This is a genomic window from Mycobacterium sp. EPa45 (assembly GCF_001021385.1).
Taxonomy (GTDB): domain Bacteria; phylum Actinomycetota; class Actinomycetes; order Mycobacteriales; family Mycobacteriaceae; genus Mycobacterium.
In genome coordinates this window covers 4085102-4108073 of sequence record NZ_CP011773.1, presented here as the reverse complement: position 1 = coordinate 4108073, position 22972 = coordinate 4085102, and the positions used below count along the sequence as shown (strand labels likewise).

The 22972-nt window shown below is 66.1% G+C and carries 19 protein-coding genes, 1 tRNA gene and 1 pseudogene; 8 read left to right on the top strand and 13 right to left on the bottom strand.

Annotated elements, in window-relative coordinates:
* Positions 1–109: 109 nt before the first annotated feature.
* From AB431_RS19670 to AB431_RS19660, 3 genes are read right to left on the bottom strand one after another with little or no spacing between them, the layout of a single operon-like run.
* Entirely contained in the window at positions 110–1384 is a 1275-nt protein-coding gene (locus AB431_RS19670) for a sugar ABC transporter substrate-binding protein (protein WP_047331345.1), read from the bottom strand.
* Positions 1381–2193 (bottom strand): carbohydrate ABC transporter permease, encoded by an 813-nt coding sequence (locus tag AB431_RS19665; protein ID WP_047331344.1) that lies wholly within the window; start codon positions 2191–2193, stop codon positions 1381–1383. Before AB431_RS19665 ends, AB431_RS19670 begins: the two co-directional genes overlap by 4 nt.
* Positions 2180–3061: a carbohydrate ABC transporter permease gene (locus AB431_RS19660; protein WP_047331343.1), complete on the bottom strand. Its 882-nt coding sequence runs from the start codon at positions 3059–3061 to the stop codon at positions 2180–2182. Before AB431_RS19660 ends, AB431_RS19665 begins: the two co-directional genes overlap by 14 nt.
* A gap of 38 nt (positions 3062–3099) precedes the next feature.
* Here AB431_RS19660 and AB431_RS19655 point away from each other — a divergent pair, with 38 nt between their 5' ends.
* From AB431_RS19655 to AB431_RS19645, 3 genes are read left to right on the top strand one after another with little or no spacing between them, the layout of a single operon-like run.
* Complete coding sequence (locus AB431_RS19655) at positions 3100–4617, top strand: TldD/PmbA family protein (protein WP_047331342.1); 1518 nt, start codon at positions 3100–3102, stop codon at positions 4615–4617.
* Positions 4614–5975, top strand: coding sequence for a metallopeptidase TldD-related protein (locus AB431_RS19650; protein ID WP_047331341.1), 1362 nt, complete (start codon positions 4614–4616; stop codon positions 5973–5975). The genes AB431_RS19655 and AB431_RS19650 overlap by 4 nt, the downstream gene beginning before the upstream one ends.
* 8 nt (positions 5976–5983) lie before the next feature.
* A complete protein-coding gene (locus AB431_RS19645) occupies positions 5984–6826 on the top strand; it encodes a carboxymuconolactone decarboxylase family protein (protein ID WP_047331340.1) in 843 nt (280 codons plus the stop codon).
* Here the strand turns inward: AB431_RS19645 and AB431_RS19640 are convergent.
* Positions 6808–7848 (bottom strand): low specificity L-threonine aldolase, encoded by a 1041-nt coding sequence (locus AB431_RS19640; RefSeq protein ID WP_047331339.1) that lies wholly within the window; start codon positions 7846–7848, stop codon positions 6808–6810. The genes AB431_RS19645 and AB431_RS19640 overlap by 19 nt on opposite strands.
* 46 nt (positions 7849–7894) lie before the next feature.
* Here AB431_RS19640 and AB431_RS19635 point away from each other — a divergent pair.
* Positions 7895–7968: transfer RNA gene (locus AB431_RS19635), tRNA-Ile, on the top strand.
* 241 nt (positions 7969–8209) lie between these two features.
* Here AB431_RS19635 and AB431_RS31275 read toward each other — a convergent pair.
* Together AB431_RS31275 and AB431_RS30845 are read right to left on the bottom strand one after the other, a co-directional pair.
* Positions 8210–9193: pseudogene (locus tag AB431_RS31275) on the bottom strand (PGRS repeat-containing protein); the annotation flags it as partial.
* A gap of 568 nt (positions 9194–9761) precedes the next feature.
* Positions 9762–9902: a hypothetical protein gene (locus tag AB431_RS30845; RefSeq protein ID WP_158423546.1), complete on the bottom strand. Its 141-nt coding sequence runs from the start codon at positions 9900–9902 to the stop codon at positions 9762–9764.
* A gap of 232 nt (positions 9903–10134) precedes the next feature.
* Between AB431_RS30845 and AB431_RS19625 the strand changes: the two genes are divergently transcribed.
* Positions 10135–11274, top strand: a complete 1140-nt coding sequence (locus AB431_RS19625) for a zinc-binding dehydrogenase (RefSeq protein ID WP_047331338.1) — start codon at positions 10135–10137, stop codon at positions 11272–11274.
* A gap of 80 nt (positions 11275–11354) precedes the next feature.
* On the opposite strand, the gene AB431_RS31020 is transcribed toward AB431_RS19625, so the two are convergent.
* The 3 genes from AB431_RS31020 to AB431_RS19615 all read right to left on the bottom strand — a co-directional run bounded on the left by AB431_RS31020 (position 11355) and on the right by AB431_RS19615 (position 13157).
* Positions 11355–11510 carry a hypothetical protein gene (locus tag AB431_RS31020; RefSeq protein ID WP_096311763.1) on the bottom strand — a complete coding sequence of 52 codons (156 nt, stop codon included), beginning with the start codon at positions 11508–11510 and terminating at the stop codon, positions 11355–11357.
* Positions 11511–11655: 145 nt separating this feature from the next.
* On the bottom strand, positions 11656–11886 hold the full coding sequence (locus AB431_RS19620) for a general stress protein CsbD (protein ID WP_047333610.1): 231 nt from the start codon (positions 11884–11886) through the stop codon (positions 11656–11658).
* A 101-nt stretch (positions 11887–11987) separates the two neighbouring features.
* Positions 11988–13157, bottom strand: a complete 1170-nt coding sequence (locus AB431_RS19615) for an LLM class flavin-dependent oxidoreductase (RefSeq protein ID WP_047331337.1) — start codon at positions 13155–13157, stop codon at positions 11988–11990.
* 308 nt (positions 13158–13465) lie between these two features.
* Between AB431_RS19615 and AB431_RS19610 the strand changes: the two genes are divergently transcribed.
* Positions 13466–14122, top strand: a complete 657-nt coding sequence (locus tag AB431_RS19610) for a hypothetical protein (RefSeq protein ID WP_047331336.1) — start codon at positions 13466–13468, stop codon at positions 14120–14122.
* A gap of 206 nt (positions 14123–14328) precedes the next feature.
* Complete coding sequence (locus AB431_RS19605) at positions 14329–15729, top strand: PE-PPE domain-containing protein (protein WP_082135745.1); 1401 nt, start codon at positions 14329–14331, stop codon at positions 15727–15729.
* Here AB431_RS19605 and AB431_RS19600 read toward each other — a convergent pair.
* The 4 genes from AB431_RS19600 to AB431_RS19580 all read right to left on the bottom strand — a co-directional run bounded on the left by AB431_RS19600 (position 15665) and on the right by AB431_RS19580 (position 22307).
* Positions 15665–19036, bottom strand: coding sequence for an ATP-binding protein (locus AB431_RS19600; protein WP_047331335.1), 3372 nt, complete (start codon positions 19034–19036; stop codon positions 15665–15667). The two genes, AB431_RS19605 and AB431_RS19600, sit on opposite strands and share 65 nt — an antisense overlap.
* On the bottom strand, positions 19029–19727 hold the full coding sequence (locus AB431_RS19595) for a DUF4194 domain-containing protein (RefSeq protein ID WP_047331334.1): 699 nt from the start codon (positions 19725–19727) through the stop codon (positions 19029–19031). Before AB431_RS19595 ends, AB431_RS19600 begins: the two co-directional genes overlap by 8 nt.
* On the bottom strand, positions 19724–21259 hold the full coding sequence (locus AB431_RS19590; protein WP_369802924.1) for a DUF3375 domain-containing protein: 1536 nt from the start codon (positions 21257–21259) through the stop codon (positions 19724–19726). The genes AB431_RS19595 and AB431_RS19590 overlap by 4 nt, the downstream gene beginning before the upstream one ends.
* A gap of 607 nt (positions 21260–21866) precedes the next feature.
* Positions 21867–22307 carry a nitroreductase family deazaflavin-dependent oxidoreductase gene (locus tag AB431_RS19580; protein WP_047331332.1) on the bottom strand — a complete coding sequence of 147 codons (441 nt, stop codon included), beginning with the start codon at positions 22305–22307 and terminating at the stop codon, positions 21867–21869.
* Between the two features lie 89 nt (positions 22308–22396).
* Here AB431_RS19580 and AB431_RS19575 point away from each other — a divergent pair, with 89 nt between their 5' ends.
* Positions 22397–22966 (top strand): TetR/AcrR family transcriptional regulator, encoded by a 570-nt coding sequence (locus AB431_RS19575; protein WP_047331331.1) that lies wholly within the window; start codon positions 22397–22399, stop codon positions 22964–22966.
* Positions 22967–22972: the final 6 nt, after the last annotated feature.

The window sequence follows — 22972 nt, the reverse complement described above, 5'->3', positions numbered from 1 at the left end:
CGGTAGTTACCGCGAAGAAGTTCGAGTAACCATGTCGATAACTACAGCCTCGCCCGCTGCTAGCGCGAAGTTGCCGAAAGCGCGCCGCCGACTTCGCTCGGCGCGGCGTCTAACGCGCGGCCGCGGCGTTGGCCGCCCGCTGAGCCGCGGCCAGGGCCTCGCCAACCGGCATTCGACCCAGGAACATTTCGTCGAAGTACGGTTTGATCGCCTGATACCCCGCGGCGAAGCCAGGTCCACCCGGTGCGGGAATCCGCGGGCCGTCGAGCACCCGGAAGAACGGTGTGACGTCCACGCCCTTGCCCGACCAGTAGTCGAAGTACACCTGTTGGGCGGGCAACACCGCCGGAATGGCCGCGCCACGCCTGCCGACGTAGGAGTTGCCGCGAACGCTGCCCAGCCACGCCAGCACCTGGCGGACCGCGTCGGGATGACGGCTTGCCGGATTACCTGCGGCGACAATGCCATTGGTGACGCTGACCCGGCCACCCGGTCCGGCGGGCAGCATCGCTACACCCCAGCGGAACGTAGCCTGCTCGGCCACCTGAGCAAGGTTGTACGTGCCCGACTGGAACAGCGCCATCCGCCCGGCCAGGAACTGGTTGCGGGAGAAGTCACCGTTGTCGTTGGTGTCCGAGGCCGGCGGGGCGACGTGGTCGGTGTTGATCAGCCCGACAACATACCGGAATGCGATTGCGGATTGCGGGTTGTCGAACGCGAACCGGTCCCCGTCGGAGAACACCCCGCCCGCCGAGCCGATGTAGTTGAGGTAGATGCCCTGTAAGTCGTTGGCGGCGTTGTATCCCCACTGCCTGCCGTGGGTGAGGTGCTTGAGCAGGGGCCGCAGGGTATCGACGGCGAGGTCGGGATCCCAGCGCAGCGTGTCCAGCTCGGTGGCGTCGACGCCGTCGGCGGCCAGCAGGTCGGCGTTGTAGTAGAGGGCGATTCCGGCGTCGGTCAGCTGCGGCACACCCCACAGCGTGGCGCCGCGGGTGAATTGGGCGACCACCGACGGGTCCCAGTCGGTGTTGGGATCGACGGCCATCAGCCGCATGTTGTCGGCGTATTCGGCGAAATTGGCGTTGTTGAGCCAGAAGATGTCGTCGGCGCCGCCGGCGGCGACGTCGGTGCGCAGCGTGGTGAAGTAGTTGGCGTAAGGGACGACGCTCGCGCGGACCTCGATGCCGGGGTGGGTGCGGCTGAATTCGGCGAAGGATTCGGCGTAGGCGGCCGCGACCTGCGGGTCCCACAATCGCACGGTGACGACGGTCTTACCCGACCGCTCGGGGGACCGCCCCAGTACCAGCGCTCCGGCGACCAGCAGCAGCGCGACGGCAATCAGCCCGGCCAGCATCCGGGAGGAGAACCGTGGTGGCCAGCTCATTTCAGCCCCGTGACCACAATCGAGCGCACGATCTGGCGCTGGAACACCAAGAACAACGCGATCAGCGGGACAATCGCCACGGTCGTCGCCGCCATCACCAGCGTCCATTGCGCGTTGTATTGCGTCTGCAACCCGGCCGTCGCGACCGTCAACACCCGCCAGGTGTTGCCGCTGGTGATGACCAATGGCCACATGAACGAGTTCCATTGGCTGACAACGGTGATCAGAGTCAGGGTGACCAGGATGGGCTTGCTGGCGGGTAACACCACGTGCACGATCACATCGAGGGTGTTGGCGCCGTCCAGACGTGCGGCGTTGACCAGGTCGGCGGGGATGGCGCGAAAGTACTCGCGCAGAAGGAAGATCGCGTATGGGGAGCCGAACAGGAACGGCAACACCAACGCCCAGAACGTGTTCCGCAAGCCCAGCTCGGCCATCATCAGGTACAGCGGCACCACGGTCACAGTGCCCGGCACCATCAACGTGGCGATGTACACCCAGAACAACCCGTCCCGGCCGCGGAACTCCACACGGGCAAAGGCGTACCCCGCCAGCACCGAGAACGTCAGCTGCCCCAGCGTGATGATCGCCGTCATCAAGGCGGTCACCGCCAGCGCTCGGCCGAAGCCGGCGTCACCCAGTGCGGCGTAGTTGGCCAGCGTCGGCGGGCTCGGCAGCGACAGCGGGGTACCGGTCGCGAACTGCTGCGCGGACGTGAACGACGTCAACAGGCCGAGCCCGAACGGGGCCAGCGTGACCAGCGCACCGGCGAGCAGTCCGAGGTAGATCAGCGCGCTACGTGAGGTCATAGCTGATCCGCCGGCGGAAATAGAGATGCTGGACGACCGTGGCACCGACCAGGATGACGAACAGCACCAGCGCCATCACCGCCGCGCGCCCGATCGCGGCGGCGCCGAACGCCTCGGCATAGATGCGGTGCGCCACCAGATCGGTACGCCCCGCGGGGCCGCCGCCGGTCAGGGCGTACACGGTGTCGAACACCTGCGCCGCGCTCACGATGCCGGTGACCGAGACGAAGAACAGGGTCGGGCGCAGCATCGGCAGCGTGATGTGCCAGAACCGCTGCCAGCTCGTCGCGCCGTCGAGGAGGGCCGCGGCGTGGATCTGCGGCGGAATCGCCAGGATGCCGGCCAGGAAGAACAGCGTCACGTAACCGACGTTCATCCAGACCGTCACGGCCGAGACGACAGGTAGTGCCAGCCCCGGATCGGTCAGCCATTCGATCCGCCGATTCAGCAGGGTGCTCACCGCGCCGTCGGTCGGCGCCAGGATCCAGTGCCACAGCACCGCGACCGCCAGCGGCGAACACACCCACGGCAGCACGTACAGGGTGCGGAACAGCCCGCTGCCCGGCAGCTGACGGGTCAGCAGCGCGGCCGCGAACAAACCCAACACGATCTGCACCGGAACAACGATCGCGACGAACGCCAGCGTCACCAACAGCGAGTTGCCGAAGCCGGCGTCGGTGAGCACCGACCGCCAATTGTCCAGCCCCACATAGCGGATGGGGCCGAGCAGATCCCAACGGTGCAGACTCAGCCACACCACCACCAGCATGGGCAGCAGCAGGAAGCAGACGACGCCGAACAGGCTCGGTGCGAGCAGCGCGTACCCGAGCACGGTCGAGCGCACACGCCGAGTCGTCACCTTGGCCATTAAAGCGGGTCGCTGACCCGCCCGTTACCGTGTAGCACGTGAGTCCCCGTGATGTTGACGCCGACTTCCTGGCCCTGCCGCGCCATGAACTCGCCGATGCGGCGCTGTCGGCCGCGCGTGCCGCCGGAGCGAGCTACGCAGACCTGCGCATCCACGCCACCACCAACGAGGTGGTGCAGCTGCGCGACGGCGAGCTGCAGAGCGCGGTGACCGACCGTGAGATCGGGTTCGCGGTGCGGGTGATCGTCGACGGCACCTGGGGCTTCGCCTCGCACGCCGAACTGGCGCCCGAGGTGGCCGCCGACACCGCCCGCCGCGCCGTCGAGGTGGCCACGACCTTGGCGGCGCTGAACGCCGAGCGCATCGAGCTCGCCGCCGAGCCTGTCTACAGCGACGTGACGTGGGTGTCGACTTACGCCGTCGACCCGTTCACGGTGCCGACCGCCGACAAGATCGCGGTGCTGGGGGAGTATTCTGGCCGGCTCCTGGCGTCCGACGGGGTGGATCACGTCTCGGCAATGGTCATCGCAGTCAAGGAGCAGACGTTCTACGCCGACACCTTCGGCTCGTCCATCACCCAGCAGCGGGTGCGGGTGCAGTCCGCCCTGGACGCGGTGGCCGTCGACGCCGCCGCCGGCAGCTTCGAGTCGATGCGCACGCTGGCCCCGCCGACCGCTCGGGGTTGGGAAGCGGTGGCCGGCGAGGACGTCTGGAATTGGACGGCCGAGCTCGCCGAGTTGCCGAGCCTGCTGGCCGAGAAGACCAAGGCGCCCACGGTGGTTGCCGGTCCGACGGATTTGGTGATCGACCCGACCAATCTGTGGCTGACCATCCACGAATCGATCGGGCATGCCACCGAGTACGACCGGGCCATCGGGTACGAGGCCGCCTACGCGGGCACGTCGTTCGCCACCCCGGATAAGCTGAACACCATGCGCTACGGCTCCCCGGTCATGAATGTGACCGCTGACCGCACCGTCGAATACGGCTTGGCCACAATCGGATACGACGACGAGGGGGTGGCGGCCCAAAGCTGGGATCTGGTGCGCGACGGCATCTTCGTCGGCTACCAACTCGACCGGGTGTTCGCGCCGCGGCTGGGCCACACCCGATCGAACGGTTGCAGCTACGCCGACTCCCCGCACCACGTTCCGATTCAGCGGATGGCCAACGTCTCGCTGCAGCCGGGTAGCGACAATCTGAGCACCGACGACCTGATCTCCCGAATCTCCGACGGCATCTACATCGTCGGGGACAAGTCCTGGTCGATTGACATGCAGCGCTACAACTTTCAATTCACCGGGCAACGGTTCTTCCGGATTCGCGACGGCCGGCTGGACGGCCAGCTGCGTGATGTCGCCTACCAGGCCACCACGACCGACTTCTGGAATTCGATGGAAGCCGTTGGCGGGCCAGAGACCTGGCGCCTCGGCGGGGCGTTCAATTGCGGCAAGGCTCAGCCGGGTCAGGTGGCCGCGGTCAGCCACGGCTGCCCGTCGGCGTTGTTCCGCGGGGTCAACGTGCTCAACACGCGCGAGGAAGCGGGCCACGCATGATTCCCGCCCAGCAAGTCGTCGAACTGGCGTTGCAGGCCGCTACCGTCGACGAAACGATCGTCATCGTCACCGATCGCGCCGAGGCCTCCCTGCGGTGGGCCGGGAACTCGATGACCACCAACGGTGTTTCGACCACCCGGTCGACCACCGTGATCTCGATTGTGCGCAAAGGCAATACATCCCACACCGGCGCCGTGCGCAGCAGTGACGTCAACCCGGGCGCGATCTCGGTGTTGGTGGCAGCAGCCGAACATGCCGCGCATGCCGCTCCCGAGGCCCGCGACAGCGCTCCGCTGCTTACCGGCAGCGGCCTGCCCGACGACTGGAACGAGCCCGTGGCCGAAACGGGCGCAGCGGTGTTCGCCGATGTCGCGGAGTCGTTGTCGGGCGGCTTCGGCCGCGCCGACCGGTTGTACGGCTATGCCCACCACGTCGTGGAGACGACGTTCCTGGCCACCTCGACCGGAATCCGCCGGCGCTTCACCCAGCCGACCGGGACCGTGGAGATCAACGCCAAACGCGACGGCGCCAGTGCGTGGGCGGGCATCAGCACGCCGTGGTTCACCGAAGTCCCGACCGACTCGCTGCTCGAGGATCTGGCAATGCGGCTCGGTTGGGCGAAGCGAACCGTCGAACTGCCCGCCGGGCGCTACGAAACGCTGATGCCGCCGTCGACGGTCGCCGATATGATGATCTACCTCGGCTGGTCGATGGACGGCCGCGGCGCGGAAGAGGGCCGGACGGCCTTTTCGGCGCCCGGTGGCGGCACCCGGGTCGGGGAGAGGCTCACCGAGCTGCCGCTGACCATGTACTCCGACCCGTTCGCCAAGGGCCTGGAGTGCACACCGTTCGTCGCGGCCACCAGCAGCTCGGAGACGATCTCGGTGTTCGACAACGGGCTGGACATCGGGCGCGTCGACTGGATCCGCGACGGTTCGATCAATGCGCTGGCCTATCCGAGAGCCGCGGCGGCCGAGTTCGCGACGACACCGGCCGTTCCGGCCGACAACCTGCTGATGACCGGTGGCAGCGCGGAACTCGCCGACATGGTGGCCGCCACCGAGCGCGGCCTGCTGCTGACCACGCTGTGGTACATCCGCACCGTCGACCCGACGACGCTGCTGCTGACCGGGCTGACCCGTGATGGTGTGTACCTGATCGAAGACGGTGAGGTCACCGGCGCGGTCAACAACTTCCGCTTCAACGAGAGTCCGCTGGATCTACTGCGGCGGGCCACCGAGGCCGGTGTTCCCGAGCAGACGCTGCCGCGCGAGTGGGGCGACTGGGCCACCCGTGCGGTGATGCCGACCCTGCGAATCCCCGACTTTCACATGTCCTCGGTCAGCCAAGCGCAATAATCCTCAGCATGAGTGACGATCTCGACGCCGTCCTGACTCAGCTGGTGGTGCAGTCGCCGGCCGACCAGCAGCGGCTGGTTGGTTTGATTCGCACCACGTGTGGTGAAACGCTGTCGCTGACGCCGCTGCCTGCACAGACGCTGGTTCGCGCGCCGGAGTCGGACGCCGAGAAGGTGGTGGCCGAGTTCGCCGAGCAGTTCAGCGTCGACGTGTCGGCGATCAACGATCGCCAGCGGGAGTCGCTGACCACCGCGCTGGGCGCGGGAAGCTTCGGAGCCGTCATTCAGATGTTTTTTGCCGACTTCCTGCCGCGGGTGCGCAATGGCCTGGAGCTGTTGGGCTTGCCGGTGCACTGGGTCCCCGACCACCCGGTGTGGGACCCAGGAATCGACGCTGCCGACCTGTTGTTCAACCAGCTGCTGCCGGGGGTGGCGCGGCTGCGGTCACTGGACCCGGTGACCACGGAAGTGGTGCGGCTGCGCGGGGCCGTCGCGCACAACTGCCGGTTGTGCAAGTCGCTGCGGGAGAGCACGGCCCTGGACGCAGGCGGTAGCGAGTCGATGTACGACGACATCGAGCATTTCGAGTCCTCCGAGTTGCTCAGCGATGCACACAAGGCGGCGCTGCGCTATGCAGACGCGCTGATCTGGTCACCGGGGCGGATCAGTCCGGCCGTGGCTTCCGGTGTGCGGGAGCACTTCTCGCGTGAGCAGGCCCGCGAGCTGACACTGGACGTGATGCGCAACGCCAGCAACAAGATCGCGGTGTCGTTGAAGGCCGACGCAGCGCGTGTCGAGGAAGGCACCGAGCGCTACCTCATCGACGCGGACGGTCAGACCGTCTTCGCCTGAGCGAGTGTGGTCAGGGCGGCGTCGACGTCGTCGTCGGTGGTCGCCCACGAGCAGACGAACCGGACCGGTGGCTTGTGTGGGTCGGGTGCGTGGACCGCGAACCGTTCACGAACGGCGGCCAGCGTCTCGGCGGGAAGGTCGATGAACACCTCGTTGGCTTCGGTGGGGGAGCTCAAGTGCAGGCCGAGATTCGTGACCCCGGCGCTGAGCCTCTTCGCCATGGCGTTAGCGTGGGCTGCCGCCTCGAGCCAGACGCCGTCGGTGAGCATGGCGTCGAATTGCGCTGAGACATAACGGTGTTTGCTGGCCAAGTGGCCGATCTGTTTCTGGACGAACTCGATGCCGGTGAAGTGTTCGGGACGCCGCACCAGGATCGCGTCACCGAACAGCATCCCGTTCTTGGTGCCGCCGATCGTGACGATGTCGGCGTCGCCGACGGCGAGCGCGGGTGGAACATCCAGGGCGGCAATCGCATTGGCGACACGAGAGCCGTCGACGTGTACCAGCAGGTCGAGTTCGTGGGCGTGGTCGATGAACTCGGTGATCGCCTCGGGCTGCCAGAGCCGTCCGTTCTCGGTGGACTGGGTGATGGTGACGATGCGCGGCTGGGAGTGGTGCACGTCGCTTCGGCGGGTGATGCGGCGGTCGAGGAGCGTCGGGTCGATGAGGCCGTCATCGCTGGGGAGTGCGAGCAGGCTCGCGCCCGAAACCAGAGTGGGGCCGCCGGCCTCGTCGAGCAGCGAATGCGCGATGTCGCTGCAGAGGATCTCGTGGAACGGCCGCACTGCCGAGGCCAGCGCGATGATGTTGGCTCCCGTCCCGGTGAACGCGAACAGTACCTCTGCGTTGGGGGAGTCGAAGGTTTCTCGGACACGCTCGGCGGCGCGTCGGGTGATGGGGTCGCCCCCATAGGACGTGGTGGTTCCGGCGTTGGCCGCGAGGATCGCCTCGACAGCGGTGGGGTGTGCGGGAGCGGCGTTGTCGGAGGCAAAAGCGCTGGATACGGCGGGCACCCCACCCATGATGTCACCGCCTGTGTCACCATGGTGGCCGCGATATGCGCGCCAAGGGGCGGTAGCTCAGTCGGTTAGAGCCGTGGACTCATAATCCATTGGTCGCGGGTTCGAGCCCCGCCCGCCCTACTTCAGAGCTGTATGACCTCGGCTGATGCTTGACGGTGGGTCTTCGGGTGATGGGCGACAGTGTTTCGTCTGATGCTTTACACCTACTTCGATTGATTCTTGACACTCATCGTCATCGTTCACCGTCATCGGCGGCGTCAGCGGGGGTGCTGTCGGTGCGAACCGTCCGGTTCAGGAGATCGGCAACCTGGTTGTGGATTCGCCCGCACGGTCATTGGTCGAGGCTTCGCGATTACAGATGTGCCCCTGTGGGTCCGTTGACCCCATCGGCGCCCAGAAGCAAGCCGCCGTTTCCGCCGGCTCCCCCGGCACCTCCGCTACCGGTGCCCGCGGGACCGCCCTCTCCACCGTCACCCCCGCGGCCGAGCAGCCCTACCGCGTTGCCGCCTGGTCCGCCGGCACCACCACCACCGAAAACTGCACCCCCACCCATTCCACCGCGGCCACCGTCCCCCTGCAGTAGACCGCCGTTGCCGCCTGCGCCGCCGGTTGCTCCGGGCTGTGCATTGGAATACTCGCTGCCGCCGGTTCCTCCGACACCGCCATAACCGATCAGCCCAGCGCTGCCGCCTCGACCACCGTTGCCGTTCAACGAGCCGTCACCACCGTTGCCGCCACCGCCGAATAGCAGACCGCCCGCACCGCCTGAACCGCCCACGTTGCCCGTGGCGGCGTATCCGGCGTCGCCGCCTTTACCCCCGATGCCGTAGATGATCCCACCGTCGCCGCCGCTCCCGCCGGCACCGCCCGGAGTGTTCACGCCGGAATTGGAGTAGCCGCCGCCACCACCGGCGCCGCCATTGCCGAGCAGGCCGATGGCACGGCCGCCAGATCCGCCTGCGCCGGCACTCCCGCCGACGAAATTGTTGTATCCGCCCGTGCCGCCCAAGCCGCCGTTACCGAATAGCAGTCCGCCGGTACCGCCCGTGCCTCCGGCACCAGCGATGCCACCGGCAACGTTTGTGGGCCCGCCGGTGCCCCCGGTGCCACCGTTTCCGATCAGCCCGGCGGCTCCGCCGTTGCCACCTTTTTGGCCTCCCGCGCCCGACCCGCCATTGCCGCCGTTACCCCAGAGGATTCCGCCAGCCCCGCCGTTCTGTCCGGTTCCCGGCAGTCCGTCGGCGCCATTGCCGATCAAGGGGCGCTGAAGGAGTAGCTGGGTGGGAGCGTTGATCACGTCAAGCAAGTCTTGCGCAACGGCTTGCAGTGGCGAAACATTGCCTACGACAAGCTTGTTCGCATCGCCTACCCTCACCAGGGCAGTGCTGCCAAGGCGGCTTTTGTTACGGCCCATGCCCGAGTAGGCGCTCGGATCAGACGACGCCGACGGCAGATGTCTGGTCGGGGACGTGACCCTTGGTTTGAGCCTTGTGTTTACCGACCCCGCCGCGGTGTGGGCGGGATGAGTGGCGCCGACGGTGTTGGGGTTGGCACCGGCGACCGGCGCGGTGACGACCGCAGCGCCGACTGTCAAAGCGACGCCGAGGGTAACGAACGGTTGGTGAATGCGTTCCACCATGGCCTCCGCGTAGTCGGCTTAGCTGAATATAGACTTTTCGTAGTGCGTGTGGGCAGGAATTGCGTCACTCTCGCCTGCAAGCAGACACATCGGCCGCAGGACCTGGGCGACAAGCATCTAAATGCCTGTGCGACATGCACCGTAGAAGCGTCTGGTCGTCGACACGATTAGGTGACCCGCGATGCGATCCAAATTCGTTGTGGCTCAAGCCAATGAGAACATTGCAGAGATGACCCCCAAAAGAATCTACTGGTCGCGGGTTAGAGCCTAGCCCTCACGGCGTATGGGCATCGAAGACGGCGTGATCGACCTGTTGGTCGCTCATCGGGTTGAACGCGTGCACCAACTCTCCGTTGGACGGGTTCACCGTGGCAATCGGCGAACGGTGTTCGATCTTGACCGAACGTGAGTTCATGGTTTCCTCCAGAAAGTGCAGTGGCGTGCGCCGGCCTTTGTGAGGCTGTTCTGTGCAGTGTGGCGATCCCACGGTCGCTATCGTCAGCCCAGCAGCACCAACCCCGGCCGGCCAAGTCAACCTCTCGGGGCGACCGGTCCAGGTGCACACTCTTGGCGGAGGGACCGCGCGGCCCGGCATCATGACTTCAAGTGATCTGAGCACCACCTAGAACCAGGAACGAGGCACAACCATGGCCGCAGGTCTGCTTGAGAAAGCGCTCGAGCTGCGATCGCTCGTCACCTCTGCCGGCGAACTGAAGCTCTCGCTGCACGAGGTCGACGTCCCCACACCGCGAGACAACGAGGTGCTGGTACGGATCGAGGCCTCGCCGATCAACCCCTCTGACCTCGGCCTTCTGGTGGCCGGCGCCGATATGGCCAAGGCGACCGTCAGCGGCACCCCGGATCGTCCCGTCGTCACCGCCCCTATCGAAACGCCAAGAGCGTTCGCCGCACGGCTCGACCAGTCCCTCCCTGTCGGCAATGAGGGTGCGGGCACCGTCGTCGCCGCCGGATCATCCGACGCGGCACAACATCTCCTCGGCAAAACCGTAGGCATCGCCGGCGGTGCGATGTACTCGCAATACCGCGCAGTCGATGCACGAGCCTGTCTCGTCCTTCCCGACGGCGCCACCGCGCGCGACGGAGCTTCGTCGTTCGTCAACCCGTTGACCGCGCTCGGCATGACGGAAACCATGCGCCGCGAAGGACATTCGGCCCTTGTGCACACCGCCGCCGCATCCAACCTCGGGCAGATGCTGGTCAAGCTCTGCCAGAAAGACGGTATCCCGCTGGTCAACATCGTCCGCAAGCCCGAGCAAGAGGAACTGCTGAAGTCCCTCGGCGCCGAACACGTCCTGAACTCCACGTCGCCGTCCTTCGAGACCGATCTGGTCAAGGCGCTTACAGCGACCAAGGCGACGCTTGCGTTCGACGCCATCGGTGGCGGAACCCTGGCCGGCCAGATCCTCAATGCCATGGAAGAGGCGGTCAGTGCCACTGCGGCGGAGTACTCCCGCTACGGGTCGGGCGTCCACAAGCAGGTGTATGTCTACGGCGCGCTCGACACCAGCCCGACGGTCCTCACCAGGAATTTCGGTATGGCGTGGGGGATCGGCGGATGGTTACTGACGCCATTTCTGGCGACTGCGGGCGCCGAGACCATCGGTCGTCTCCGAGCCCGTGTGGCTGCCGAGCTCACGACGACCTTCGCCAGCAATTACACCCGCGAGGTGTCCCTGGCCGGCATGCTCCAACCGGAGGCGTTCAAGGAATACGTGAAGCGGGCAACGGGGGAGAAGTTCCTCGTCACACCGCAGGTCGTCGCTTAGCTACTCGCAATAGAACGCCCCTGGGCACGTGGCCCAAGGGCGTTCTATCAGCGAGACATCAACTGGCGCAACGAGTCCCGCTAAAACCAGACTTTTCGACCACCGACCGGGCGGCCGACGGCCCCGAGGATCCACAGCACGAGGCCGACCACGACGAGGATGCCGCCGATGGTGTACAGGATCGATAGGCCAGTGAAGTAGCCGATCAAAAGCAAGATGATGCCGAGAACGATCATTGTTCCGTCCGATCCGTGGGGCTACTGATATGTACTGCCACTAGGGAATTGCCGGATCGGTCATTTTTAAACCCACTTATGTCCTCAATACATCGCGGGAATGCGCGGCGACTCTGTCGCGCAACGCATCCCCGCGATGGAATGACTACTCGGCGGCCTTCTGGCGTGCCTCGGCCGCCTTTTCGGCAGCGCGCGCAGCGTCGGCCTCGGCCTCTTTCTTGGCTGCATCGCGTGCGGCCTCGGCCTTGTCCTGCTGAGCACGGCCTTCTTCGCGCAGATCGTCCTTGTCGGTGACGATGCCAATGACTTCCTTGGCCTTGCCCTTGACGTCTTCGACGACGCCTTTGACGGCCTCTTCGGGTCCGCTATCGCCCACGGTCGTTCCTTCCACTCAGGTCGGTTACCAGCGGTGCTTACATACCCGTCAACAGCTAAGGTTCAATCCTCGAATTTTGTGACTCGCCACACCGTCAGCAGTCAGCGGGATGCACCGACGAACGGGATGGACACACTGGGCGCTTCGGCAGCGCCGGCATTGAACAGCCCGCGCTCACGCAGGATCGGCACCACGCCTTCGCCGAACCAATACAGTTCTTCCAGGTGCGGATAGCCGGAGAAGATGAACTCATCGATTCCGATCTCGGCGTACTCCGCGATCCGGTCGGCCACCTCGGTGTGGCTGCCGACCAACGCGGTCCCCGCGCCGCCGCGCACCAAGCCCACTCCCGACCACAGGTTCGGAGCGATCTCGAGGGTGCGCGCGTCGCTCCAGGTGCCGTTGGCGCGGTTGGCCTCGTGCAGTGCCAGCATCCGTCGCTGTCCTTCGGACTGGCTGCGCGCCAAGCCTTCCTGGGCCGTGCGGACGGTCTCTTCATCGAGCGCCGCCACGAGCCGGTCGGCCTGCTCCCACGCCGTGGCTGAGTCGTCGCGGGAGATCGTGTGCAGCCGGATCCCGAAGCGCACTGTGCGACCTTGCTTCTCGGCTTCCGCGCGGATCCACTCCACCTTCTGCTGGACCGCAGCCGGCGGTTCGCCCCACGTCAGGTACACATCGGAATGGCGTGCTGCGACCGGACCCGCGGCCTGCGAGCTACCGCCGAAGTACAACGGCGGCACCGGGTTCGGCGGTATCGCCAGATTGGCTTCCTCGACGTCGATGTACTCGCCTTTATAGGTGACGGTCTCGCCGGCCCAGAGTCGGCGCACCACCTCGAGGAATTCGTCGCAGCGCTGATAGCGCGCATCCTTGTCGAGATGATCACCGAAGGCGCGCTGCTCGTGCGCCTCCCCACCGACCACGACATTGAGCAGGATGCGACCCGGCGCGTGCCGGGAGAACGTCGCCGCCATCTGAGCCGACAGCGTCGGGCTCACCAATCCCGGACGGAACGCCACCAGGAAGGCCAGCGACGTCGTTTCCCGCGCCAGAAGGGCGGCGGTGATGAACGCGTCTTCGCACCATGCGCCGGTCGGGATCAGTGCACCCGTGAAGCCGAATTGTTCGGCAGACCGCACGATCGAGGCCAGATAGTCGATGGAGGCCTCTCGATCGCCCCCGGCGGCACCCGCGGGCGTGCCGTGACCTCCGCCCACGATGTTCCGGCTGTCGCCGTAGGTCGGCAGAAACCAATGCAGCTTCACCGTCATGGTGACTGTCTCCTAACGACTCGAGGCAGACGACGTCGGCGTCGATGCCGCCCGCGCAACTCTAGGTGCGGCGAAGCGGCGGGGCCGCCAGTCCGTTGCCGTCGGCGCCGGCCCGCGCCGCTCATCTGGCCGAGTCGCGAGCCGAACTAAAAATTTCGGTGATCGAATCCCGCCGTTGCGACGCGCTCCGGTCGCGCTCGACTCGTTGTTGGTAACGAATAAGTCAAATAACCGCAGGCTGGTGACCGGCCTCGTTTAGGCTGCCCTTGGCCCTCCGCCAGGGTGTGGCCGGAGGGGAGTTCGCTGTCATGGATCCTGTACGAACGCGAGCAATCGTTCGAGTCACGGCAGCCGCCGTTGCTCTCGGACTGGTTGTCGCCGGCTGCGGCAAGGACGACGAGAAGTCGTCATCGACGACGAGCACCTCGACGTCAACGTCGACGTCGACCACGACCGCGGCGGCCACCACGGGCGCCGAGGCCTCGACGCCCGCGGGCACGCCGAACTACGCGTCGCTGCTGGTGAAACCGGCCGACATCCCGCAGGTGGGGAACACCCCGTGGGCGGGCGACGCGCCGAAGACGACGCTGACGCCGCCACCGCCGGACGTCTCGCAGACCTACACCTCCGGGACTGACGCGATCAACATCTCGGTGATCATCAGCGATGATCCGGCGCAGGCCGCGACCGGCCTGACCGGCGCCGCGAACAGTGTTCCCAGCCAGGTCACCGGCTCGCCGGTGGCGCTGCCGGCGGTCACCCCGGATGCGAATGTGACTATCGGTACGTCGCTGGACGGCAAGTCGGCAATGGCCGCCCTACTCTTTACGGTGGACCGCACGGTCGTGGTGGCGATCTTCAGCAGCGCACCCGGTGACCTCAACCCGGTGCCGCAGGACTTCGTCGAGGCCGTCGGCAAGGCTCAGGTTGCGGCGATCCAGCAGAACCTGCCGAACCTGAAGTAACCCGCCAAACAACCGCAAAAGGCCGGGGGCGTTGCGCCCCTGGCCTTTTCGCGCTGCGCTGGGCAGGCAACCCGTAGCGTCGAGTTGCCCTTCGTCCGCGGTTGTGGTGACCAAAGGCCGTAGCCATCAAGCGCTGACGCTTGTCGAATGGGTTTAACGTCGTGAGTCGAGACTGCGGCCACGCCCCGGGGATAAGGGGGGTCGCCATGCGGAGGGCGAGCCTATCGGTCGCTGCCACGATGATTGCGCTGTGCATCGTCGTGATCGTGGCATCGACACCGGTGACCCCGGTGCTCATCGCTTCCGCCGCTACGGCGCTGTTCATGGGTGGTACCGGCCACCCGCTGAGCATTCCTCAAGACACATCCGAGTACATCGCAAACTACGTGGGCAGCGCGAACAGCCTGTACGTGGCGCCGTCGGGATTGTGTTCCGGGGGTAACCCTGGTTGTGCCCAACTGGCGGTGTACACCCCCGAAGAGTTCCCCCTCGCGACCGGCCTGCAGGCCATGCCGTTCGATGAGTCTGTCGCAATCGGGCTGGACAATCTCAACGCATGCCTACGCGGGCAGCCTTGCACCGTCACCGAACCTCCCTTCACCACAACGGGATCGCAGACTCTGACCGACACTTCCTATGTGGTGTACGGGTATTCGCAGAGTGCGACCATCGCCGCGAAAGAGAAATACGATTTGATTGCGCATCCGCCGGTCGGCGCGACAGTGAGTTTCGTTCTCACGTCGAATCCGAACCGGCCCAACGGGGGCATCCTCGAGCGTTTCGTCGGCGCCTATCTACCGATCTTCGGCGTGACTTTCGACGGCGCGATGACCACCAATTCGCCGCAGCCCACGCCGCTGACAACCGTCGACGTTGCGCGCCAATACGACCCGGTATCGGACTTTCCAACCAACCCGCTCAACCTGTTGGCCGACCTCAACGTGGCCCTTGGCTACCTCTACTTCCATCCCGAAACCGCCTACTTCGCGGCGGACACCGTTGCACTGCAGGGCCAGTATCAAGACACCACCTACTATCTGATCCCGGCCAAGACGCTGCCTCTGCTGATGCCATTGGAGAAGATCCCGGTCATCGGGCCGCCGATTGCGGCGACGCTCGATCCGCCGATACGAGTCCTGGTGGAGGCGGGCTACGACCGCACCATCAATCCCGGACAACCGACGCCGGCCAAATACCTGTACAGCCCGAACCTCATCAAGACGGCCATTGATTTCGTCACAGCCATCCCAACCGGTTGGGACAACGGCATCGCCATGGTCACGGGTGATCCGGCGAATCGGCCGTTTCACACCACACCCCAGGGCGCATACGGCGTCGGGGGACCACCGGTGTATGCCGGTGCCGTTGATCCCTACGGTGCGCCGACGCCGTACACCCCGGCGGTGCCGCATCAGGTGGTCTCGGCCACGACCAGCCGGACGCCACCATGGGCAGGTGCGCATGTGGGCAAGGTGGGTCACCGGTCGAATCGCAAGCCGTCGGTCCTGCGCGCAGAGCCGACCGTCGCAGCAACTGATGGAGCTAAACCCCGGCCGGCACCCGTTCCCGCGCTGCGGAACTCCGCATCTCGGCGCGCAACGTCGTGAAGTCGGAGATCGTCTTCGACACCACCGTGGCGACCGGCCGCGCACTGCGGCTGGTGGCCTCGGTCTTGGACACCATGATCACGCTGTCGATGTAGGGCTGAATCGTGGTGGCGTTCTGCACCGTGGCCACGATGACGAGCTGAAACCCGAACTTGCGGAACGCCTGCAGCGCCTGCTGCGCGAACTGCGGATCGGACTTCGAGAACGCCTCGTCAAGCATCAGCTGCGCGAAAACCGGCTTGTTGTCCGAACTCTCGGGGCTCGCCAGGTTGAAGCTCAACGCACCGGCAAGACAGAACGCCATCAGCTTCTCCTGCTCGCCACCGGAGTTGTCGCCGGCATTGCTGTGCGTACGGATCAGCTCCTCGGTCCGGACATCCCACTCGGCGCAGTCGAACGTGAACCGGTTGCGGACGTCCAATGCGTCGCGCGTCCACGCCTTGTCCTCCGGTGCCGTCGACGCCAACCGGTTGCGCAGCCGCAGGATGTCGGCGTATTGGTCCAGGATCGCCTGCTTGTCGCCAAGGCCGACCTCGGCGATGCGCCGCGAGATCGCCCGCACGATCTCGGTCAGCTCGGCCACCGCGGTCAGGCTGCGCGGCGTCGCCCGCAGCGTCAGCCGGGTGCCGCTGTTGAACTCGACCGCACCCAGGCCGGTGTTGACCCGGTCGATCTGCTCGCTGATCCGCCGCGCCTCCTGCTCGGCCACTCGGTGCAACGTGAGGATCGCGTCGGGTGCCTGCTCGGTGACCAGCCGCATCATCCGTTCGTAGGCGTCGGGCAGTTCCCGTTCGTCGATGTGCCGACACAGCGCCACGTAGTCGTGCACCCGCTCGTCGAACACTTCGCTGTCGTTCGGAATCGCATCGGGGAACGCCGTATCGAACGTGTTCAGGATGCGAGCCAGCTCATCGTATGAGCGCCTTCGACTTTCGCGCAGCTGCTCACGTTCCCGGCGGATCGTGTTGAACACTGCCTCGCGGTGCGGCTCGGGGTTGAGCACTTCCAGCGCCACCGGGATCGCGGCGGCGTAGCGGTTCAGCAGCTCGGTCAGCGGCTCAGAGACGAACGCGGGTGTCAGCCGGTCCTGAAGTTCAAGCAGCTGGGTGCGCCGGCTGTCGAGATCGTCGCGGCGGGTTTGGATAGCCCCGCGCCGCGTCATCAGCGTCTGGATCTCCTCCCAGCACTCGTCGGCCCGCGCGGTCAGTGCCTCGATGTCGGGGTTGTCGGCCAGCAGCAGCTCGAACTGCTCGCGCAACCGGTCGGCGTGCCCATCGGCGGTGTCGATGTCGACCTGGTTCCACTGCGGGAACTGTTCGCAGATCGCCTTGCAGGCCGCGGCCCGATCACGCCATTGCTGACGCTGCGCGGCGATCTCGTCAGCCTTGCGGCGCGCTTGCTGGTAGGTCTCTTCAGCGCAGGCGAGGTCGACGGTCAGGGCGTCGATCTTGGCCCGCACGTCACCCTGGTAGATGTAGTCGGACTGCTTGAGCGGGCGCCGGTCGTCCTTGACGGCCAGCCGCTCGGAGTCCTTGTACAGACCCGTGTCAGTCACGGCGCGCCGGAACCGGGAGAACACATCCGGGGTGTCGACGCAGAGGTGGTCGCCCGCGGCGGCAATGACATCGGCGGCCTCGGCCGCGCATGGATGAGTCGGGTCGACGACGAACAGCTTGCCGCCCAATGTGTTCGGCTCGGCATCGGCCGGGACCGCACCGACGAGCGAGGCACGCACATGATGCAACTGCAGCCGTCCGCCCATATTGGTCTCGTTGACGAAGCGCAGCACCGCCGAATACCGGTCGTCGGGCACCAGCAGCCGCAGGCCAACCCCGCGCAGCACCTTCTCCACAGCCACCCGCCAGCGGCTCTGGTCGGGACGCAGGTCCATCAACTCCGCGATGTAGGGCAGTTCACCGGGGTCGACACCGACTGCGGCGCAGATGTGTTCACGCATGGTGATCGCGAACTCGGGCAGCGCCGACCCGACGTGCTCGACGCGCTTGAGCTCCTTGGCCGCGTCGTCACGGGCGATTCGGGCCGCCTTCTGCGCGTACTCGGCATCGGTGGACGCCTCGCGGCCCCGGTCGAGTTTGGCCAGCAATTCGGTGACCTCGGTCGCGAGTTCCTCACGCAGATTCCAGAACTCGTCGGCGCTGTCGGGAACATCGATGTCCTGCGCGGCCAGCATCGCCTCGTAAGCGGCGCGGCGCCGCGAGACCTGCTCGGCCTGCGCCTCGGCGCCGGCCAGTTGCGACTGCAGGGGTCCCAGGCTCGCGCTGGAGCCGCTGATCTGCGCGTTGAGCGAATCACCTTCGGCCTTGGCCAGATTCAGCTGCCGGGTGACGTCCTCATACTCGTTTCCGAGCTGGTCGATGGTGGCGTCCATCGACTCGATCTGCGGCCCGCACTGCGCGAGCCGGACGTGGTCGGTGTAAGCGCGGACCATGGGTTGGTCCACCAGATCGATGATGCCCAGGTCGGAGGACTCCGAGGCGTAGCGCTGCTGGATCTTCTCGATATCGCCGAGGATCTTGCGCTTCTTCTGCGCGACGGCCAGCAGCTCACGTGCTTCCACGAGCGGGTCGATCTGCCTGAGCGCATCGGGCAGCCGGGTCAGGCTGCTCGGCTCGTCCAGCATGAACTCGCGCACGAACTGCTCAAGCCCACCAACGCTTTTCAGCGACTTGGCCTTACCGAGCAGCTGCTGAGCGGCGTCGGAGGCACGGATGCCGATGGTGGCATACAGCTGGGCGAGGTACTGCGACTCCACCTTGGTGGAGAACCGCCACTCGTCGTCCTTGAACACCCCGGAGTCGAAACGTCCGGCCGCCCAGCGGTTGCAGACGTCCTCGATGTCGCGGTCGCCGTCGGCCAGCACGAACCGGCTCGACGAGTCCGAACGCGACTCACCGGTCAGCCATTTCAGCACCAGGCCGGTAACCGTGCGGCCCGTGTTGCTGCGGTAGCTGACGGCGATGGCCGACCAGGCCGTGCCCTCGCCGCGCAGGTACATCACCTTGCTCGAGCCGCCGTCGCTGCGCTGGCCCCAAGCCCCGCGCACGTACTTGTCGACGGTGCGGCGCCCCGCGCTGGACCCGGCAGCGGTGTTGTCGCCCGAGGCGTTGAAGTTGCGGCGGTTGAACGGCAGGAAGCCGAGCGAAATAGCGTCCAGTAGTGAGGACTTCCCGCTTCCGGACGCACCGGCGATCAGGGCGCCGCCGTCGCTGAACGGGATGTCGTGGTAGCCGTCGAACACGCCCCAGTTGATGACCTGCAGCCGCGACAGGTGGAACTGTTCAGCCATCGAGTGCGCTCTCCTGTTCGTCGTGGTCCGGGGATGCGCTGCCGGACAGCAGCAGTTCGAACTGCTGCTGCAACTCGGCGATCACCGATGCGGTCATCACGGCATTGATCACCGGGCTGACGGTGTAACTGTCTTCGTCGTCTCGGGTCTTGCGCAGAATGTCCAGCGCGGTGAGCCGGGCGATGGCCGCATCGATGCGCCCGGTGAAGGTGACGATGTCGCGGTCGACGCCACCCCGCACCCCGGAGAACAGCCCGTGCACCTCCTCGCGGCTGATCAGCACGGCCTGCCCGCCCGCGGCGCGTGACATCTGCGCCAGGTGCAGCGCCAAAATCGAATCGTAGGTGCCCAGGGGCTCGCGACGCAAAAGCTTGACGCCCCTGGCGGATTCGTAACGGGCCTGTTCGACGAACGCCACGTCAGTGCCGTCGACAACCCGCAACATCAAATCCAGCTCGGAAAGCCGCACCGACAGTTGTGCACGGTATTCCAGCACCCAGCTGTACAGGTCGGCGTCGGCTTCGGCACTGATGTAGCGGCGGGTCAGCAGCTGCTGCAGCGCCCAGCAGGCCCGGTCGGGCAGCTCGCTCACATCGCCGTCGAAGCGGGGCCGCCGCTGATGCGGGGTGCGTGCGGTCTGATCGACCTGCGGCAGCGAACTGAAGTCGATGTCGGCGTCGGTAGTCGTCATGCGCTGGCTCCCAACAAGCTCGAGATCGGTTCGGTGAAGACCAAATGCGGTACCTCCATCTCGCGGTCCCGTCCGTCGAGCGACTGGAACCGGACGGTGACCGGCTCGGCTGTCGTGGATGCGTCCGGTTGTTTGAGCGCCCACGACCACAGCACGATGACATGACCGAGGTAGGCGGCATCGAGCATCTCCACAGCCTCCGGCAGCGACAGCCGACCGTCCGCGTCGAGCGCGGTGTTGATCATCTCCGACATCGCCGGTGCGTCGACCTGGGTGGTCAGCGCCGCGAAGCTGGTCAGGTCCAGCTCACCCTCGGCTGCCTGGGCGGGTTTTGGATCAGACAACTCGCCGATCCGGAAGCTCAGTGCGCCAACCGAACTGAACGCGTGCCGGGCCAGGGGGAGTTCGATGTCCAGGCGGGAGTCCGTCAGCGAACTCTTGAGCAGGGCGCGGGCGGCACCGATCGCGTCGTTGAGCTGACGGGCCACGCCGCGGCTCTGCTCCAGGGTGCCGAACGCGGTGAACCGCTTGACCCGCTGCGCGCAGCGCTGCTGGATGCGCTCCACCTCGTCGATCTGCTGACCGACGAGCTCGAAGAACCCGGCCATCACCTTCCGCAGCGCGGGGTCGAGGGCGGGCAGGGCATGCGCGACGGCGAGCACGTCGGCCTCGAACTCCGCGCGCTGGTCGGGATCGTTGATCATCCGCAGGAACGCGCGGTGCGAATCGCGGCCCTGGGAGTCCCACGCGGCCTGGTAGTCGGCGTACATCTGACGCTGCCGGTCGCGGTAGGCCAGGTTGCTGTCGATCGGCTCATCGAGGGCGGCGGTGGCCCGCTCGATCATCGTGCCGTACTGGCCGATGTCGGTGATGAGCCGTTCCATCTGCAGGGCGATGGCGTGGGCCTCGTCGTACATGTCGGTCATGTCGACGTCGGCGGAGCGGTCGAGGTCCTCGCCGCGTTCCAGCGCATCGAGTTCTGCCTGCAGCGCCTCGATCTCGGCCTGGATGCCCGCGCGGATGCGGACCGGGTCGTTGCCGACCCGCAGGGCGATCTGCTTGAGGCGCGACGCGATGCCGTTGATCGAGCCGCCGGTGGCGATCGTGTCCTGGCGGCGCAGGCCGCGCAGAAAGTCCAGGGCGCGACGGGCATCCTGGGTGAGGTAGCAGAGATTGCGTTCGACGCCGGTGCGCTGGTCGGCCACCCGGTGCAGCCAGCCCTGACTGGCCCAGCTCTTGATCAGGCCCAGGCCGGACTGTTCACCCGCGGGCCGGCCGAGCTCGTCGAGGTCGCGTTCGAGTCGGACGACGAGCTCGGTTTCGCTGATCACACCCTCGTTGAGATGGCGCTCCATCAGGGTGGCGTAGCCGCCCAGGTTGAGTGCGGCCAGCAGCCGGATCGTCGGGGAGCCCTGGATCTCGCGGTTGATTTCGAGGAGGTCGACGGCCGACAGGGTGGTGTCGTCGTCCACGTCGATTTCCCCCTCGATGTAGTTGGTTGGACGGTCCAAGATAGGCGATCGTGCGGACATCGGACGACGCCCTCTTCGGGGTGTCGGACGGCCGCCTGAAAAGGTTCGTCACACGAGTCTCAGGGGCCTCGCAGGCCACATGACGCGTTCGCGAGTGTGCGTCCTGGTACGCCTGACGCGGCGTGTTGCGTACGAAACTGCACGCTCGCGAAAGCGTCCCGGTCGATGTCACCCCTCGGGATTAGCGTCCGCGGCATGACGAACAATCGACGGTCGCGCAGGCGCAAGAAGGCCTGCCGGGATGTGTGGCGGAAGACCCCGCGGCACAGGCGACCCGTTGAGGCGGAGCGCTGACCGTGTCGAGCACCTTCTCGGCTCGCCGCTGTATGCCGACCACATCCCCTTGGAGATTGCGCTGGACACTCCGGATCTGTTGCGCGCGTTCATTCCATACGCTCACGCGCAGAGCGGGATTCGAGACGAACTTACGGCGCGCGCGATCGCTGTTGTCGACACTCATAGGTCGCGGTTTAAGCGGGAGCTTCTGCGGGAAGCGGCTTATGGCGACTTCGGTGATGCGGTGTAGCACCGCCTCGAGTGTGCGCCCCGGTACGCCGAGCACGGTGTGTTGCGTACGCAACGGCACGCTCGCGCCAAACGCAGGCCGTCAATCGACGAAGTCGATGCGCACGCTGATCGGATCGGACTGCAAAGCCTTGAACGTGGCGGTCACGAGGGGGAGGAGCAACCGCGATGTTGCAAACGTCCGAACCCGGGCCGCCGGGTCGTCGTCCGGAACAAATCGTGCAGTCCCGCTCCGCCATTGTTGGCCCTGCCGGATCCGGACCTGGGGGTCATCGGTGACATTGAGCGCCCACCCGGACCGGCGCCCATGCTGGGAGATCACCCAGGCGCCGGTCGCGTCGAAGCGCGCGGACACGGGCACGGCACGCCAACGGCCCGACTTGCGGCCCATCGTCTGCAACTCGGTCGCGAAGGTGGTCCGCAGGCCAAGACGTCCGAGCAGTGCGACGAGCGGATTGGCGACGTAGCGACCGACGATGCGCTCCCGACGAAACTTCCGCAGTGCTGGGTTGGCCGTACTCATGAAGGTCTCCTTCTCGATAGTAGACCGATCGATCTACTAGACCGGAGGATAGTAGACTGATTGGTCTACCGCAATGGACGGAGGCTGCAATGTCTGCTCGGCAACGCCTGATCGATACCACCATCGAACTCGTGCGTCGGCGCGGGGTGGGCAGCGCGAGCGTCTCGCAGATCTTGGAACACAGCGGCCTGGCACGCCGCACGCTTTACCTGAACTTTCCGGACGGCAAGCCCGAATTAGTAGCTGCGGCAACAGAGTTTGCCGCAGCAGGGTTTGCGTCGATGCTGGATGGCATTGTCGCCGAAGGCGATCCGATCGCAGCCGTCGACGCGTTCGTGAAGTCGTGGGAGTCGGCGCTGGCCGAGAGTGATTACACCGCCGGATGCCCGATGGTTGCGGCGACTCTCGGTGGTTCAGAAGCGCCCGCGGCGGCGCAGGCCGCTGGGAGTGCGTTCACCCAGTGGGTGAATCTTCTCGCCGCACCGCTTGAACGGGCCGGACTCGGTCGGGAGGCTGCGGAGGGGCTTGCGACCACCGTCGTTGCGACTGTTGAAGGAGCTGTGATCATGTCGATTGCGACGCGTTCACCAAAGCCGTTGCAGCGTGCAGGAAGCGATCTGGGCGCCCTCATGCAATTGAGGCTGGCCGAGGCTACCTGAGCAACG